Here is a 14,320-nt window from a genome sequence, read left to right as displayed (position 1 = left end):
GGGGGAAGCGGCCTCGAACACGAAAGGGAGGGCCGGTCCGCGCGGCGCGGTCCGGCCCTCCCTCCACGGTGGCTCAGCTCTGCAGCGGCAGACCGCCGAGCAGCGGGTTGTGCGTGTTCAGCGCGGTGGTGGCGCCCTTGACGGTGCTGAGGGCGGAGTGCTTGTTCTCGGTGTTCAGCGCGTCCGACTGGTGCTGGAGCGGCATCACGTCACGCACCGTCAGACCGCCCTTGGCGATCTGGTCCACGGCGCCGTTCAGGCTGCTGGGCGTCAGGTCGCCGGAGTAGGCGAACGCGGGCGCGGCGACGCCGGTGAGGGCGATGGAACCGGCCAGGACGGCGGCGGCCTTCAGGGACTTCATCATGTTCCTCTCCTCGGCAACTCGCGTCGCCACAGGGATGTCCGACGCCGTGTCCAACGAGTCGCGGCCGGAGCGGAAACCCTGTGTGCACAAGACATATGAAATCCCGCTCATTCAGGGGGCGATCACATACGACGGCGGCCCGGCCGTCCGCTCAAGCGATACGCGCGTGCGGACGGCCGGGCCGAGGTGTGCGTCCGACCTCAGTCGTTGGCGCAGGTGCTGCCGAAGGCCGGGTTCAGCAGGCCGATGACGTCGATGGTGTCGCCGCAGACGTTGACCGGCACGTGGACCGGGATCTGGACGACGTTGCCCGAGAGGACGCCCGGCGAGTTCGCGGCGGCGGCCTGCGCGCCGGAGTCGGCAGCGGCGATACCGGCACCGCCGGCGACGGCCGCCACGGCGGCGGAGGTCAGGACCAGACCCTTCGCAATACGCGACATGGAGAGGTGCTCCTTGAAAATCGAGACAAACATCCGGGCGGGCTGCCCGACGCAGTGTCAACGCGAGCCGCCGCGAGGGGTTGTGCCGCCAAAGGGGTGATCTCCGCGAGAACCGCGGCCGCATGTGCGGCCCGCTCGCGTCGTTGCGCCGCTCCGGCGCCCGCCCTCACTAGAGTCGCGGCCCTCTCCTCCGTACCAGGTCCGGACGCCGCGCGGGGCGGGCACCGGCTCACGCTCCAGGGAGGCACCGTGCCGCGCCGTCGTACGCCGGGCGCACGGAAGTGGCCGGGCGCGGGTCCACCGGACGACGTACCGCGGCGCACGACCGGCGCGGCAGAGCGCGTACGGGTACGGCGCCAGGCCGGCTACGCCATGCCGTCCGGACGCGGGCCCGAGGGTGGCCGATCTCGGGCGCTTCGCGCGGGCGCGGCGGTGACCCGCCGGGCCACCTGCTCGTTCCCCACCGGGACGCGGCGAGGGCCGGTGTGCTCTTCACCGCGGAGGACGCCCGGCAGCGAGGCGCGGTCCCGACCAGACCAGAGCGCCCCTGTGAGCGAGGTACCCCGCCCATGCACCAGCCAGTTTCCGACGCCCGAGAACGGGTGCTGCATGTCGCGCAGCCCGTCGACGGCGGAGTCGCGCGGGTCGTGCTCGACCTGGCGCGGGCCCAGCTCGCGGCGGGCGTGCGCGTCGTGATCGCCTGCCCAGGCGGCCGACTGGCCACGGAGGCACAGGAGATAGGCGCCGAGGTGCGGCTCTGGCGGGCCACCCGGTCACCGGGTCCCGCGCTGCCCGGCGAGGTACGGCGGCTCGCCCGCCTCGTCGGGGAGGTACGGCCCGCACTGGTGCACGCGCACAGCGCCAAGGCCGGTCTGGCCGCCCGCCTCGCCCTGCGCGGCCGCATCCCGACCGTCTTCCAGCCGCACGCCTGGTCCTTCGAGGCCGTCGGCGGGGGCACCGCCGCGCTCGCCCTGCGCTGGGAGCGGCTCGCCGCACGCTGGGCCGAACGGGTGGTGTGCGTCAGTGAGGCAGAGCGCGCGAGGGGCGTACGCGCCGGGGTGCGCGCCTCGTACGCCGTAGTGCCCAACGGCATCGACCTCGAACGGTTCTCCCCCGCGCCCGCATCGGCGGCCCGCGCCGGGCTGCCGGGGCTCGGGGCCGGACCGCTGGTGGTGTGCGTGGGGCGGCTGTGCCCGCAGAAGGGCCAGGACGTGCTGCTGGCCGCGTGGGAGCGGGTGCTGACCGTGCTGCCGGAAGCCCGGCTGGTGCTGGTCGGCGACGGACCCGACCGGGAGACGCTGAGCGAACTGGCGGTCCCCCGCGTGCTGTTCGCGGGTGAGGTCGCCGACGTACTGCCCTGGTACCGGGCCGCCGATCTGGTGGTGCTGCCCTCGCGCTGGGAGGGCATGGCGCTGGCCCCGCTGGAGGCGCTGGCCTGCGCGCGGTCCGTGGTGCTCAGCGAGGTGGACGGCGCCCGCGAGAGCCTGCCGCCCGCGCTCGCCGGAAGGTGCCTGGTGCCGCCGGAGGACCCGGAGGCGCTGGCCGCCGCCGTGACCGGGCTGCTGTGCGACGCGCCGCTGCGCGCGGACCTCGGCGCCCAGGGCCGCCGGCACGTCCTGACCACGCACGACGTACGGCTGACCGCCGAGCGGATCGCGGACCTCTACCGCGAGCTCCTCGGCACCCTGCCGTCCGTGTCCACCGAGCGCAGGGAGCCGACCCACCCGTGACCGCGGAAAGCATCGTCCCCTCGCCCAGCGCCTCCGGCATGGACTCCGGGTACGCCGTACGGAGCGCCCGGGGCTTCCGGTTCCCGGCCCGGCGCCCGCACTCCCCCACCGTCTCCCCGCTGCCCCTGCTCACCGCCGACCTCGCCGCCGCGCTGGCGGGCGCGGCCGTACTGGACGCGGCCGTGCGCGGCCCGCTCGTCGTCGGGGCACTGGTCGCCGGCGCCCTGCTGCTGCGGCCGCGCCCGGCACGCACGGTGACCGGTGTGCTCGACGAACTCCCCTCCGTCTGCGGCCGGATCGCGGTGGTCTGGCTGGCGCTCGGCGCGCTGACCGCCGCCTTGGAACCCGGCCGTGCCCTGTCCCTGCCCGCGCTGCTCGTCGGCTGGTCCGCGCACGCGGTGGTGGCCTGTGTCGGACGGGCGGCCGTACACCGGCGGCGCCGGGTGCTGCGGCTGCGGCAGCCGGGCACCGCGCTGGTGATCGGCCCCGCCGCGACCGCCCAGCGGGTCGCCGCCGCGCTGCTGCGGCAGCCGGACTGCGGGGTACGCCCCGTCGGCGTGGTCACCGACCACCCGGACGGCAGCGCCGGGCTCCCCGTGCTGACCTGCGGCGAGCAGGTCGAGCGGGCGCTCATCCAGAACGGCGTCGGCACCGTGCTCACCGTCGACCCCGCCGTGCGCACCGAGAAGGGCCCGCTGCTGCGGGCGCTGGCCGAGTCCGGCTGCGCGGTGTGGGAGGTGGACGCGGACTGCCCGGCGTACGAGATGCGGGACCAGCTCGCCGGGTTCTCCGTACGGCGGCTCGACCTCGGCGCCCGGCGGCGCGGCGGTGTCGGCAAGCGGCTGCTGGACCTGGTGGTGTCGGGCGCCCTGCTGGTGCTGGCCGCGCCGCTGCTGCTGGTCTGCGCGCTGGTGCTGCGGCTCAGTGAGGGTCCGGGCGTGGTGTTCCGGCAGGAGCGCATCGGCAAGGACGGGTGCCCCTTCACCCTGCTGAAGTTCCGCACCCACCGCCCGGTGGACGAGCGGGAGTCGGCGACCCGGTGGAGCGTGGCGGACGAGCGGCGGATGAACCCGTTCTGCCGGTTCCTGCGCCGGACCTCGCTGGATGAGCTGCTCCAGCTCTGGAACGTCTTCCGGGGCGACATGAGCCTGGTCGGCCCGCGCCCCGAACGCCCGTACTTCGTCACGCAGTTCAGCCAGTGCTACCCCGGTTACGCCGCCCGGCACCGGATGCGGGTGGGCATCACCGGGCTCGCGCAGGTCAGCGGGTTGCGCGGGGACACCTCGATCGAGGACCGGGCCCGGTACGACAACGCCTACATCGACAACTGGTCGCTGTGGCAGGACGTCTGCATCCTGCTGCGCACGGCGGCCGCCGTCGTGCGGTCCACCGGGAGCTGACGGATGAGCCTCGCGCTGCCGCTCGGCCGCCCCCGGCACTGGTCCCCGGTGCTGCCGGTGCTCGCCGTGCTCGTCCTGCTCGCGCTGCCCCTCTCCTCCAGCGAGGGAGGCGGCGCGGGCCCGGCCGACGCGGCGTCCGCGCTGGTCGTCGGGGCCTGCGTGGTGCGGCTGCTGCGGGAGCGGGCCCGCCCGCTGTCCGCCAGGTCCGCGCTGCTGCTGGGGCTGCCGGTGGCCGGGGCGGCGCTCGCCGCGATGGGCGCCGCCTCCCTGGGCGCGGGAGTCGCCGGACTCGGCCGCTACCTCCAGGTCTTCGTCCTCGTCCCGGCCGCCGTGCTCCTCCTGATCCGCGACCGCCGGGACTTCCGGCTGCTGGCCTGGGCGCTGGTGGGCCTCGCGCTCTGGCAGGGCGCGGTCGGCGTGAAGCAGTACGCCACCGGCACCGGTGCCTCTTACCAGGGCCGGATGATCCGTGCGGTCGGCACCTTCGGGCCGTACGACGTGATGGGGATGGCCACCGTGGTGGCGTTCGGACTGCTGTGCGCGGTGGGCCTGGCGCTGGGGAAGGCGCCGGTGCGCGAGCGGGCGGTCGCGGCCGGGTGCGCGCTGGCGCTGCTGGTGCCGCTGGCGCTCTCCTTCAGCCGGGGCGCGTGGATCGCCACCGCCGTCACCCTCACCGCGCAACTGCTGCTGGCCGGGGTCCGCCGGGCGCTGAAGGTGGGCGCGGTGGTGGTCGCGGCCGGGGTGGTGCTGGTGGGCGGCCTCGGGGTGGGCACGGCCATGCTCCAGGAACGGATCGACAGCATCACCAAGGTCGCCGACGCCCCCGACCAGTCGGTCACCGACCGGTACACCATGTGGGCGGCGGCCACCGGCATGTGGCGCGAACACCCGCTGACCGGCGTCGGGTTGAAGGGCTTCCCGGAGTACCGGGACGGGCACGCCTCGCTCGCGCTGTCCTCGGGCAGCGACACCGAGGGCGCGGGCGTCGGCTTCCGGAGGCAGCCGCTGCTGTCCCCGCACAACATGTACCTGCTGGTCCTCGCCGAACAGGGCCTGATCGGCCTGCTGTGCCTGGCGGGCGGCTGGCTGGCGATGCTGGTGCTCGGGCTGCGCGGCCTGCGGGCCGCCCACCGTACGGGCCGGGGTCTGGACTGCGCGCTGATCGGCTGCGGCCTGCTGCTGTGGCAGCTCGTGGACTTCGTGTACGCCGACATCGGCGGCCCCTCCACCGTGCTGACGGCGGTGTGCCTGGGTCTGGTGGCGTGGTGGGCGCTGGTGGGCGCGGGCCCGGAGGGTGCGCGATGACGCTGACGCCCGCTCCGGGACCGGAGACGACGACCCGGCAACCCCTGCCGCCCGAGCCCGAACACGCCCCGGTGACCCGGCGGTTCCTCGCGCGGGCCGCCCTGCTCACCGCCTCCCTGTCCGCCGCCGGTGCCCTGCTCGGGCTGGTCCGGGACCAGTCGCTGGCCCGGCTGTTCGGCGCCGGGCGGGACACGGACGCGTTCCTGGTGGCCTGGACGGTGCCCGAGTTCGCGGCCACCCTCCTGATCGAGGACGGGCTGGCCTTCGCGCTGATCCCGGCGTTCAGCATGGCGCTGGCCCGCCGCGCGCAGGGCGTTCCGGGAGATCCCGTACGGGCCCTGGTCAAGGGGACGCTGCCCCGGCTGACGCTGGCCTTCGCCGTGGTGGGGGCGGTGCTCGCGGCCGGTGCGCCGCAGCTCGTCCAGGTGCTCGCGCCCGGCCTGCCCGACCCGGCGCTCGCCGTGGACTGCTCCCGGCTCACCGCGACCTGTGTGCTCACCTTCGGGCTCGCCGGGTACTTCAGCGCGGCCCTGCGCGCCCACCGCCGCTTCCTGGCCCCGGCCGCGATCTACGTCGCGTACAACACGGGCATCGTCACGGCGATGTTCGCGCTCGGCGGGGTCTGGGGGGTGCGGTCGGCGGCGGTCGGGGTCGCGGCGGGCGGGGTGCTGATGGTCCTCACCCAAGTGCCCTTCCTGGTCGGCCGGTTACGCGGCCGTCAGACGGCGGAGCCGACGCCGGAACTCCCCTCGGCCAAGCCGCACTCGGTGAACCTGCCGCTGATGGCGACCGTGCTGCTGTTCGCGCTGTGCCGGCAGTCCCAGGTGCTGATCGAGCGGTTCCTCGCCTCCAGCCTGCCCTCCGGGGCCATCTCGCACCTGAACTACGCCCAGAAGATCGCGCAGATCCCCATGACGATGTCGATGATGCTGTGCACGATCACCTTCCCGGTGGTCGCGCGGGCGCTCGCCGAGGGAGACACCGAGCGCGCCCGGGTCCGGGTGGAACGGGACCTCGCGGTCGCCTCCGGACTGGTACTGCTCGGCACGGCGGCGGTCGTGGCCTGTGCCCCGCAGATCGTCCAACTCCTCTTCCAGCGGGGGGCTTTCACCGCCGGGGACACCGCGGCGACGGCGGGCGTGATGCGCGTGTACGCCGTCGGCCTGCTCGGCCAGACACTCACCGGTGTCCTGGTCCGCTCCTACTTCTCGGCGGGCCGCCCCACCTGGTACCCGCTCGGCGCCATGTCCGCCGGTGTGCTCGCCACCTGCGTCATCGGCGCCGCCACCGTCGGCACCTGGGGCGTGACCGGTATCGCCGCCGCCAACGCCACCGGCATCACCCTCACCGCGGCCCTGCTGCTCTCCGGGATGCGCGGCCCCCGGCACGGCAGGCGGCGCGGGGTGCCGATCCGCACCCGGCACGTACTGCGCGAGCTGAGCCGCCCGGCCGGAGCCGCGCTCGGGGCCGCGCCGGCCGGGGCCTGGGCCGCCACCCTGCCCGTCGGAGCGCTCGCGGGGCTCGCCGCCGGGGGCCTCACCGTGATCACCGTCTTCGTCCTGCTCGGCTGGGCCCTGGGCGTCCAGGGCTTCGCACCCGCCCTCCGTTCCGTACGCACCCACACCCGAAGGCTCGCTCATGCCGTCTTCCGTTGAGTCCGAGTCCGTCCTCCGCACCGGTTCCCCGGGGCCGGGCGGAGGAGGCCCCGTCCCGTGGATCGCCATGTACCACTCGGTCGGCGACTGCTCCGACGACCCGTACCGCGTCACCGTCACCCCGGCCCGGCTGGAGCGCCAACTGCGCTGGCTGCGCGGGCGGGGGCTGCGGGGCGTGTCGGTGGGTGAGCTGCTGGAGGCCCGCGCGCGGGGCGCCGGACGCCGCCTGGTCGGGCTCACCTTCGACGACGGGTACGCCGACTTCCTCACCGACGCGCTGGCGCTGCTGGCCCGCTGGGAGTGCACGGCCACCCTGTTCGTGCTGCCCGGCCGGCTCGGCGGCGAGAACGCCTGGGACCCCCTCGGCCCGCGCAAACCCCTGCTGACGGCCGACGCCGTGCGCGAGGCCCACCGGGCCGGGGTGGAGATCGGCTCCCACGGCCTGACCCACGTCGACCTCACCCACGCCGACGACCCCACCCTGGACGCCGAGACCGCCGAGAGCCGCGCCCGGCTGACCGAGCTGACCGGCGCCCCGGTCCAGGGCTTCTGCTACCCGTACGGCACGGTCGACCGGCGCGTGGTCGAGGCCGTACGCGCGGCCGGTTACGCCTATGCCTGCGCCATCGACCCCGGCGAGCTGAGCGGCCCGCACGCGCTGCCCCGCGTGCATGTCGGGCAGAACGACAACGCCGTGCGACTGTTCCTGAAGTACCGGCTGCACCGGCTGCGCCGCCGACCCGTGGCGGGGCTGTGATGCGGGCGCTGCACATCATCACCGGCCTCGGGGTCGGGGGCGCCGAGCAGCAACTTCGGCTTCTGTTACGCCACTTGCCCGTCGAGTGCGATGTGGTGACACTGACCAACCCCGGCCCGGTGGCCGCCGGGCTGCGGGCCGACGGCGTGCGGGTGGCCGACCTCGCCATGGGCGGCAACCGGGACCTGGCCGCACTGCCCCGGCTGGCCCGGCTGATCCGGCGCGGCCGCTACGACCTGGTGCACACCCACCTCTACCGGGCCTGTCTCTACGGCCGCCTGGCGGCACGGCTGGCCGGGGTACGCGCGGTGGTCGCCACCGAACACTCCCTGGGCGAATCCCAGATGGAGGGGCGGCCGCTCAACTCCGGCGTACGCGCGCTGTATCTGGCCGGGGAACGCCTGGGTCACTCGACGGTCGCCGTCTCCCCCACGGTCGCCGCCCGCCTGACCCGCTGGGGCGTACCGGAGCCGCGCATCGCGGTCGTCCCCAACGGCATCGACCTGGACCCCTTCCGCTTCGACCCGGAGCGGCGGGTGCGCGTCCGGACCCAACTGGGCGTCCCGGACGACGCGTTCGTGATCGGCGGCATCGGACGGCTGGCCCCCGGCAAGCGGTTCGTCATCTTGATCGAGGCCCTTGTCCAACTACCTTCCAACTGCCACCTGTTGCTGGTGGGAGGCGGCCCCGAAGAAGGTGCACTCCGCCGTACCGCCGCCGCAGCCGGAGTGTCCGACCGGGTGCTGTTCACCGGTGAGGTCCCCGGCCTCCCCGACGGCTCGCCCGGCCCCGACCTGCCCGCCCTGACCTCCGCCATGGACGTGCTCGCCGCCCCTTCCCCGGAGGAGGCGTTCGGGCTGGCCGTCGTCGAGGCGCTCGCGGCCGGGCTCCCGGTGCGGTACGCCTCCTGCCCGGCCGTCGAGGACCTCCCGCCGGAGGCCGCCCCCGACGCCGTGCGGGTACACGGCGGCGCCGACGCGTACGCCGCCGCGCTCGCCGGGGTCCGCGCCGCCGGGCCCGGCCCGCGCATCGTCCCGGAGGCGGCCCGCCACTACTGCATCACCCGCAGCGCCGCCCGGCTGATGGACGTCTACACCTCGGCGCTCACCCGTACGGTCCCGTCGCCCCGACACCCTCACGGAGGCAGCCCCTCATGACCGAGAATCCCACCCGGCGCCGTCGCACCGGCCGCCAGCCGGGCTCCCGTTCCCTGCCGCCCTGGTCGCTGGTGGCCGCCGGGGTGGTCGCGGGCGGGCTGATCGGGGGCGGGTACGGCCTGCTCAAGGCCCCCGCCTACACCGCGACCAGCTATGTCATCGCCGTCCCCGCCGAGCGCTCCGACACCTCCACCGCGCTCGGCTTCGCCCAGGCGTACGGCAGGGTCGCCACCCAGCCCGCCGTGCTCGCCGAGGCGCAGGCGCGGGCCGGGGTGCCGGTCAGCACCCTGGAGAAGAGCGTGCGCACCGCCACCTCGCCGGACGCCCCGATGGTCGCCGTCTCCGCCACCTCCGGGCAGCCCGCGCAGGCCGCCGCCATGGCCAACGCGGTCGCCGCCGCGCTCACCCAGCAGGCCGACGCCAGCAAGAAGGCCACCCACGTCGAGCTGTTCCAGTTCTCCCGAGCGGTCCGGCCCGCCGAGCCGTCCTCGGCGTCGGCCGGGGTGACCACGCTGGTCGGCGCGGGCGCGGGCGGGCTGCTCGGCGGGCTCGCGCTGCTGGTCCGGCCGGGCCGCCGGGAGGAGTCCGAGACCGCTCTCCCGGCCCCGCTGCCCGGTCCGTCCTTCGCCGCCGACGTCCACAGCCGGCTGTGACGGCGACGTACGCGGCGCGCCCCGCAGCCTTCGCGCGTCCCGCGCTCACCACCCAACTCCTCACCGACGAGATGGCGTTCGCCGCCCTCGCCCCGGCCTGGGGGCGCCTGCACCGGCGCTGCGCCACCGCGACCCCGTTCCAGAGCCACGCCTGGCTGCACTCCTGGTGGCAGTCGTACGGCAGGCCCGGCAGGCTCCGCGTCCTGCTGGTCCGCTCGGGCCGCGACCTGCTCGCCGCCGCCCCGCTCACCCTCACCCGGCACCCCTTCCCCGCCCTGGTACCGCTGGGCGGCACGGTCTCCGACTACGGCGACGTCCTGCTCGACGACGCCGACGACGGCCGCGCCCTCACCGCCCTGACCGACGCCCTGTGGACGGCGGCCCGCACCGCCCTGATCGACCTGCGCGAGGTACGCACCGGCGGCGCGGCGGAGCGCGTCTACGACCGCTGGCCCGGCCCGCGCCGCAGGGTGCCGGACTCCCTGTGTCTGGAGCTGCCCCCGGTACCCATGGACGAGCTGCTCACCCGGCTGCCGTCCGGCAAGGCCCAGCGGGTGAGGGCCAAGCTGCGCAAGCTGGCCGCGCTCGGGGTGGCCCGGCGCACGGCCGGTCCCGGTGAGGCGGAGGCCGCGGTGGCCCGGCTGCTGGAGCTGCACCGGCTCCAGTGGCAGGGCAGGAAGGTGACGCCCGAGCATCTGCGGCCCCGTTTCCAGGAGCACCTGGTTCGCGCGGTGGAGCCGATGGTGCGCTCCGGGGACGCGGTCGTCACCGAGTTCCGCATCGGCGAGGAGGTCGTCGCCGTCGACCTCACCCTGCTCTCCCCGAGCCTCGCGGGCGGCTACCTCTACGGCGCTCATCCCTCGCTGCGCGAACGCAAGGCGGACGTCGCCGTCATACTGCTGGACGCCTGCGCCGCGCACACCGCCGCGGGCTCCCACGGCACGCTGAGCCTGATGCGCGGCGACGAACCGTACAAGCACCACTGGCGCCCCGACGTGGCGCCCAGCGGGCGGCTGCTGCTGGCCCGCCGCCGTACCGCGCCACTGCTGTCGGCCGCGCTGTCCGACGCGGCGGCCCGGCGCCACGGCAAGGCGGCGCTGGCCCGCCTCGGCGAGCGCCGGGCCGGCTAGCTGGCGCCCGGCAGCCGGTCGAAGCGGAGGCAGACCCGGCCCCCGAGCCAGAACTCCACCCACTTCCCCATCGCCATCTCCGAGCAGTCGGGGGGCGTCTTGGTCCCGGACGAGGGGGCGGGGGTGGGGGTGACCGGGGCTGTCGGGGTCGGGGTGGGCGTCGGGGTCGGGGTCGGCGTCGGGGTCGGGGCCGGGGTGACCGCAGGGGTCGGCGTGGGCGTGGGCAGCCCCGTGCGCCCGTACAGCGTCGCCCGGTACACCTTCGCCGCCCTCGGGTTGGTCGGGCACTGCCAGACGCCGTGCGGGCAATAGTCGGTGAGGGTGTTGTAGAGCGGCCGGTGTTCGTCCATCCAGGCGAGCATCCGCCGCATGTACTCGGGGTTGTCGCCGTTGCGGAACAGCCCCCATTCCGGGTACGACACCGGCTTGCCGTGCGCCTTGGCGAAGTCGACGTGCGCCTGGAGGCCGTAGGGCTCGGTGATCTGCTCGTCGAAGGGCATCCCTGCGGGCTGGTCGTAGGAGTCCATGCCGATGATGTCGACGGTGTCGTCACCGGGGTAGCACTCGGTCCACGGCACGGCGTCCCGGCCCCTGCTGGGCGTGAAGTCGAAGCGGAACCGCTGTCCCGGCACCGCGCGCATGGTGGTGACGATCCGGTTCCAGTACGCCTTCCACGCCTCGGGGTCGGGCCCGCAGCGGTGGGTGTAGGTGATGCCGTTCATCTCCCAGCCGAGTACCAGCACGGTGTCCGGCACGCCGAGCTTGACCAGCTTCTCGGCGAGCGTGCGGAAGTGCCGGTCGAACTGCCCGGCGGCGGCCTGCCGTAGCAGCAGCCGTACCGCTGCGTCGGAGAGGTGCTCCTCGTTGCGCTCCTGCATCGGCACGTTGAGGACGAGGGTGCGGTCGGCCTTCTCGCGCCGCCAGTGCGCCCACGGTTCCAGGAAACCGGGCGAGCCCTCGATGTCCCTCCACTGTCCGCCCGGCAGATAGGTGTGCGCGACCTTCAGCTCGGCCCCGCCGAGCCAGTTGCTCAGGGCGGGAATCCGGGCGATCCCGAGGGGACCGGAGCCGAGGAACGCCCCGAAGTCGGGGCCCCTGTTGACGGGCGGGGGCGCCGGGGTGGCGGTCGGCGCGGGGACCGGTTCGGGTGCCGTCCGGTGCGGTCGGGCCGCGAAGCCGGGGGCGGCCAGGACGGCCGACACGGTGATGGCCGCGGCGAGGACGGACAGCCGTCCGCGCCGGGTCCTGCGCCACTGTGGAGCCATCGGCCCCTCCCTCCGCCCGGCCCTGCCCTCGCGCCTCGTCCGCGCCTGTACTGACACCCAGTCACACGCACCGGGTGCTCGCCAGCGCGGTTACGGCTTGCGGGTGGCCTCGGCCCCCGCGTGGGTGAACGGCGAAGGCCCCGCCGGAGTTCTCCGTGCGGGGCCGCCCGGCCGGCCGCTCCCGGCCCGTCGGCGTGGCGAGCTGCCGGACGGGACGCGGCCCGAAAGGATGCGTACGGCGCCGTGGCGGTACGGCGCCGTCACCTCTGGGTGCCGGGCGCTCGGGCCCGGCACCCGGTGGTCAGCGGTGTCGGGACATGGTCCGGCCGCGCCGGAACAGCAGGATTCCGGCAGCGATCAGCACGGCGCCGGCGCCCGAAGTGGCCCACAGCATGCGCGAGTTGTTACCGGTGTGCGGAAGGCTGGGCGGTGTGGTGTGCTCGCCCGGAGGGGGCGTGGTGTGCCCGCCGGGGGGCGGTGTCGTGTGGCCTCCGGGGGGTGGTGTCGTGTGGCCTCCGGGCGGGGGCGTGGTGTGCCCGCCGGGAGGAGGCGTGCTCTCTTCACCGCCGTAGGGAGGCGGAGTGGTCTCCTCACCGCCGTAGGGAGGAGGCGTGCTCTCGTGGCCGCCGTAAGGGGGAGGCGTGCTCTCGTGACCCCCGTAGGGCGGAGGGGTGGTCTCCTCGCCGCCGTAAGGGGGAGGAGACGTTTCTTCACCGCCGTAGGGAGGCCGAGTGGTCTCCTGGCCGCCGTAGGGCGGGGGCGTCGTCTCGTCGTGGCCGTACGAAGGCGGCTGGGTGGTCTCCTCGTCGTGGCCGTAAGACGGCGGAGGGGTCGTCTCCTCGTCGTCCCCGTACGAAGGGGGCGGCGTCGTCTCCTCGTCGTCGCCGTACGAGGCGGGCGCCGTGGTCACCGGGGCGCTCGGCTCGTCGTGGCCATAGGACGGCGGAGGCGTGGTCTCGTCGTCGTGGCCATAGGACGGCGGAGGCGTGGTCTCGTCGTCGTCCCCGTACGAGGCGGACGGCTTGGTCTCCTCGGCGCCGTACGCGGGCGGGGTCTTCACCGGGGTGCTCGGCTCGTCGTCGTCACCGTAGGACGACGGCGCGGTGGTGCGGGGCGCCTTGGGGAGGGCGTCCTTGACGCAGGCGTTGCCGACGGCCGGGTTCAGCGCGGCCGTCACATCGACGGAGTGCCCGCAGATGTTGACCGGAACGTGCACCGGCACCTGGAGGGTGTTGCCGGACAGCGCGCCGGGAGAGCCCTGTGCGGCTCCGTGCGCTCCCGAATCGGCGAGCGCCTGACTGACGTACAAGGACAGCACACCTGTCGCGGCGGCGGCCACGACCATGCCCTTGCTCAGGGTCTGTCGCAATCTCGTGGTCTTCCTGCTCGAAGAAGTGGGAAGGCCGGCCCCGGAACGCAGATTCACCTTGGATCAACGGTCCGGGGCCGGCCTGAACGCAGCCGTGGGGCTGGTGCCTTGCGTGGTACGCGTCAGTCGTTGACGCAGGCGTTGCCGAACGCCGGGTTCAGCAGGCCGATCACGTCGACGGAGGTGCCACAGACATTGACCGGGACGTGGACCGGGACCTGGATCGCGTTGCCGGACAGCAGGCCCGGCGAACCGACCGCGGCACCCTCGGCACCGGCGTCGGCGAAGGCGGGAGCCGCCCCACCCAGAGCCAGGATGGCGCCGGCGATGACAGCAGCGCTCTTCTTCATGGTCTTTCCCTTCTCTGCGGTCATGCCCTGTGACGGCCGAAGCCGAGCGAGCACAACTTGAACGGCTCGCACCATGACCGGCAGGCTGTAGAACGAGGAATAGACGGCGGAAGGAACTGTGGAACGCGCGTCGCCTGTCAATTCACTCGAACGCCCCCAGGGAATTGACAACATGGAGCAGCGAAAACCGCCCGGCGGCACGGGAAATCCGTGCTGCCGGGCGGTTTTTTTTCGGCGCTCGCGCGTGCGTCAGTCGTTGCCGACGCCGTTGCCCGCGAGGACGGAGACGTCGTCGACGAGGTGCGACAGCGGCTCGTCGTTCTTCGCCTGGGTGGAGTTCTCGGCGCACTGCTGGTTCTGCGGGGAGGACAGGACGGGGATGTCCTGGACACCGACGTTGACCAGGGCCAGCACCGACTGGACGTTCGCCTTGACCGGCAGGCCGACGCAGAGCTTGTTCAGGGAGCTCTGCACCAGCGTGGCCTGCGGGCTGAGGTCGCCGTTGGTCACGTTGTTGCCGAACGCCTCGGTGGCGCCGTTGCCGCTGAACGACGTGGTGCCCGTGTCGTTGCCGATGGCAAGCGCCTGAGGGGCCGCCGCCGCCGACACGCCCATGACGGACGCGGCGACCGCCGCCGCGGCCATTGCCTTCTTCAGCATTTCGCTTTCCTTTCCTGGCTGCTCGCCAGACGCTTTCCTGGCTGCTCGCCAGACTTTCGTTCCTGCGGAGACATCAACCCGAGGG

14 protein-coding genes are annotated in these 14,320 nt (G+C 74.3%); 8 read left to right on the top strand and 6 right to left on the bottom strand.

Features of this window, described 5'->3' with window-relative positions; all coding sequences use genetic code 11:
* Positions 1 to 73: 73 nt before the first annotated feature.
* Together OG448_RS19990 and OG448_RS19985 are read right to left on the bottom strand one after the other, a co-directional pair.
* Complete coding sequence (locus OG448_RS19990; RefSeq protein WP_405558861.1) at positions 74 to 361, bottom strand: hypothetical protein; 288 nt, start codon at positions 359 to 361, stop codon at positions 74 to 76.
* A gap of 203 nt (positions 362 to 564) precedes the next feature.
* Complete coding sequence (locus OG448_RS19985) at positions 565 to 804, bottom strand: chaplin (RefSeq protein WP_405555654.1); 240 nt, start codon at positions 802 to 804, stop codon at positions 565 to 567.
* A gap of 569 nt (positions 805 to 1,373) precedes the next feature.
* Between OG448_RS19985 and OG448_RS19980 the strand changes: the two genes are divergently transcribed.
* The 8 genes from OG448_RS19980 to OG448_RS19945 all read left to right on the top strand — a co-directional run bounded on the left by OG448_RS19980 (position 1,374) and on the right by OG448_RS19945 (position 10,591).
* Positions 1,374 to 2,534: a glycosyltransferase gene (locus OG448_RS19980; protein WP_405555652.1), complete on the top strand. Its 1,161-nt coding sequence runs from the start codon at positions 1,374 to 1,376 to the stop codon at positions 2,532 to 2,534.
* Positions 2,531 to 3,934, top strand: a complete 1,404-nt coding sequence (locus OG448_RS19975) for an exopolysaccharide biosynthesis polyprenyl glycosylphosphotransferase (RefSeq protein ID WP_405555650.1) — start codon at positions 2,531 to 2,533, stop codon at positions 3,932 to 3,934. The genes OG448_RS19980 and OG448_RS19975 overlap by 4 nt, the downstream gene beginning before the upstream one ends.
* Before the next feature lie 3 nt (positions 3,935 to 3,937).
* The gene (locus OG448_RS19970) at positions 3,938 to 5,239 is read left to right on the top strand and encodes an O-antigen ligase family protein (RefSeq protein WP_405555648.1); all 1,302 of its coding nucleotides are present in this window, start codon (positions 3,938 to 3,940) and stop codon (positions 5,237 to 5,239) included.
* A complete protein-coding gene (gene murJ / locus OG448_RS19965; protein ID WP_405555646.1) occupies positions 5,236 to 6,894 on the top strand; it encodes a murein biosynthesis integral membrane protein MurJ in 1,659 nt (552 codons plus the stop codon). The genes OG448_RS19970 and murJ overlap by 4 nt, the downstream gene beginning before the upstream one ends.
* A gap of 67 nt (positions 6,895 to 6,961) precedes the next feature.
* Positions 6,962 to 7,651 (top strand): polysaccharide deacetylase family protein, encoded by a 690-nt coding sequence (locus OG448_RS19960; RefSeq protein ID WP_405555644.1) that lies wholly within the window; start codon positions 6,962 to 6,964, stop codon positions 7,649 to 7,651.
* Positions 7,651 to 8,808 (top strand): glycosyltransferase, encoded by a 1,158-nt coding sequence (locus tag OG448_RS19955; RefSeq protein ID WP_405555642.1) that lies wholly within the window; start codon positions 7,651 to 7,653, stop codon positions 8,806 to 8,808. Before OG448_RS19960 ends, OG448_RS19955 begins: the two co-directional genes overlap by 1 nt.
* Positions 8,805 to 9,461: a lipopolysaccharide biosynthesis protein gene (locus OG448_RS19950; protein ID WP_405555640.1), complete on the top strand. Its 657-nt coding sequence runs from the start codon at positions 8,805 to 8,807 to the stop codon at positions 9,459 to 9,461. The genes OG448_RS19955 and OG448_RS19950 overlap by 4 nt, the downstream gene beginning before the upstream one ends.
* Positions 9,458 to 10,591 carry a GNAT family N-acetyltransferase gene (locus tag OG448_RS19945; RefSeq protein ID WP_405555638.1) on the top strand — a complete coding sequence of 378 codons (1,134 nt, stop codon included), beginning with the start codon at positions 9,458 to 9,460 and terminating at the stop codon, positions 10,589 to 10,591. The genes OG448_RS19950 and OG448_RS19945 overlap by 4 nt, the downstream gene beginning before the upstream one ends.
* Here the strand turns inward: OG448_RS19945 and OG448_RS19940 are convergent.
* The 4 genes from OG448_RS19940 to OG448_RS19925 all read right to left on the bottom strand — a co-directional run bounded on the left by OG448_RS19940 (position 10,588) and on the right by OG448_RS19925 (position 14,235).
* Positions 10,588 to 11,856, bottom strand: a complete 1,269-nt coding sequence (locus OG448_RS19940) for a glycoside hydrolase family 26 protein (protein ID WP_405555636.1) — start codon at positions 11,854 to 11,856, stop codon at positions 10,588 to 10,590. The genes OG448_RS19945 and OG448_RS19940 overlap by 4 nt on opposite strands.
* A gap of 301 nt (positions 11,857 to 12,157) precedes the next feature.
* The gene (locus OG448_RS19935; RefSeq protein WP_405555634.1) at positions 12,158 to 13,225 is read right to left on the bottom strand and encodes a chaplin family protein; all 1,068 of its coding nucleotides are present in this window, start codon (positions 13,223 to 13,225) and stop codon (positions 12,158 to 12,160) included.
* Between the two features lie 122 nt (positions 13,226 to 13,347).
* Positions 13,348 to 13,575 (bottom strand): chaplin ChpD, encoded by a 228-nt coding sequence (gene chpD / locus OG448_RS19930; protein ID WP_405555633.1) that lies wholly within the window; start codon positions 13,573 to 13,575, stop codon positions 13,348 to 13,350.
* Positions 13,576 to 13,824: 249 nt separating this feature from the next.
* A complete protein-coding gene (locus OG448_RS19925) occupies positions 13,825 to 14,235 on the bottom strand; it encodes a rodlin (protein WP_405555631.1) in 411 nt (136 codons plus the stop codon).
* Between the last annotated feature and the right edge of the window lie 85 nt (positions 14,236 to 14,320).

This window comes from Streptomyces sp. NBC_01171, assembly GCF_045039805.1.
Taxonomy (GTDB): Bacteria; Actinomycetota; Actinomycetes; order Streptomycetales; family Streptomycetaceae; genus Streptomyces.
The sequence above is the reverse complement of the archived record's forward strand: the minus strand, read 5'-3'. Positions and strand labels throughout refer to the sequence as shown.

Coding starts and splice junctions, on each gene's coding strand:
- OG448_RS19980 (WP_405555652.1), top strand. CDS start 1,374: ATGCACCAGCCAGTTTCCGACGCCCGAGAACGGGTGCTGCATGTCGCG.
- murJ (WP_405555646.1), top strand. CDS start 5,236: ATGACGCTGACGCCCGCTCCGGGACCGGAGACGACGACCCGGCAACCC.
- OG448_RS19925 (WP_405555631.1), bottom strand. CDS start 14,235: ATGCTGAAGAAGGCAATGGCCGCGGCGGCGGTCGCCGCGTCCGTCATG.
- OG448_RS19955 (WP_405555642.1), top strand. CDS start 7,651: ATGCGGGCGCTGCACATCATCACCGGCCTCGGGGTCGGGGGCGCCGAG.
- OG448_RS19950 (WP_405555640.1), top strand. CDS start 8,805: ATGACCGAGAATCCCACCCGGCGCCGTCGCACCGGCCGCCAGCCGGGC.
- OG448_RS19960 (WP_405555644.1), top strand. CDS start 6,962: ATGTACCACTCGGTCGGCGACTGCTCCGACGACCCGTACCGCGTCACC.
- OG448_RS19970 (WP_405555648.1), top strand. CDS start 3,938: ATGAGCCTCGCGCTGCCGCTCGGCCGCCCCCGGCACTGGTCCCCGGTG.
- chpD (WP_405555633.1), bottom strand. CDS start 13,575: ATGAAGAAGAGCGCTGCTGTCATCGCCGGCGCCATCCTGGCTCTGGGT.
- OG448_RS19985 (WP_405555654.1), bottom strand. CDS start 804: ATGTCGCGTATTGCGAAGGGTCTGGTCCTGACCTCCGCCGCCGTGGCG.
- OG448_RS19990 (WP_405558861.1), bottom strand. CDS start 361: ATGAAGTCCCTGAAGGCCGCCGCCGTCCTGGCCGGTTCCATCGCCCTC.
- OG448_RS19940 (WP_405555636.1), bottom strand. CDS start 11,856: ATGGCTCCACAGTGGCGCAGGACCCGGCGCGGACGGCTGTCCGTCCTC.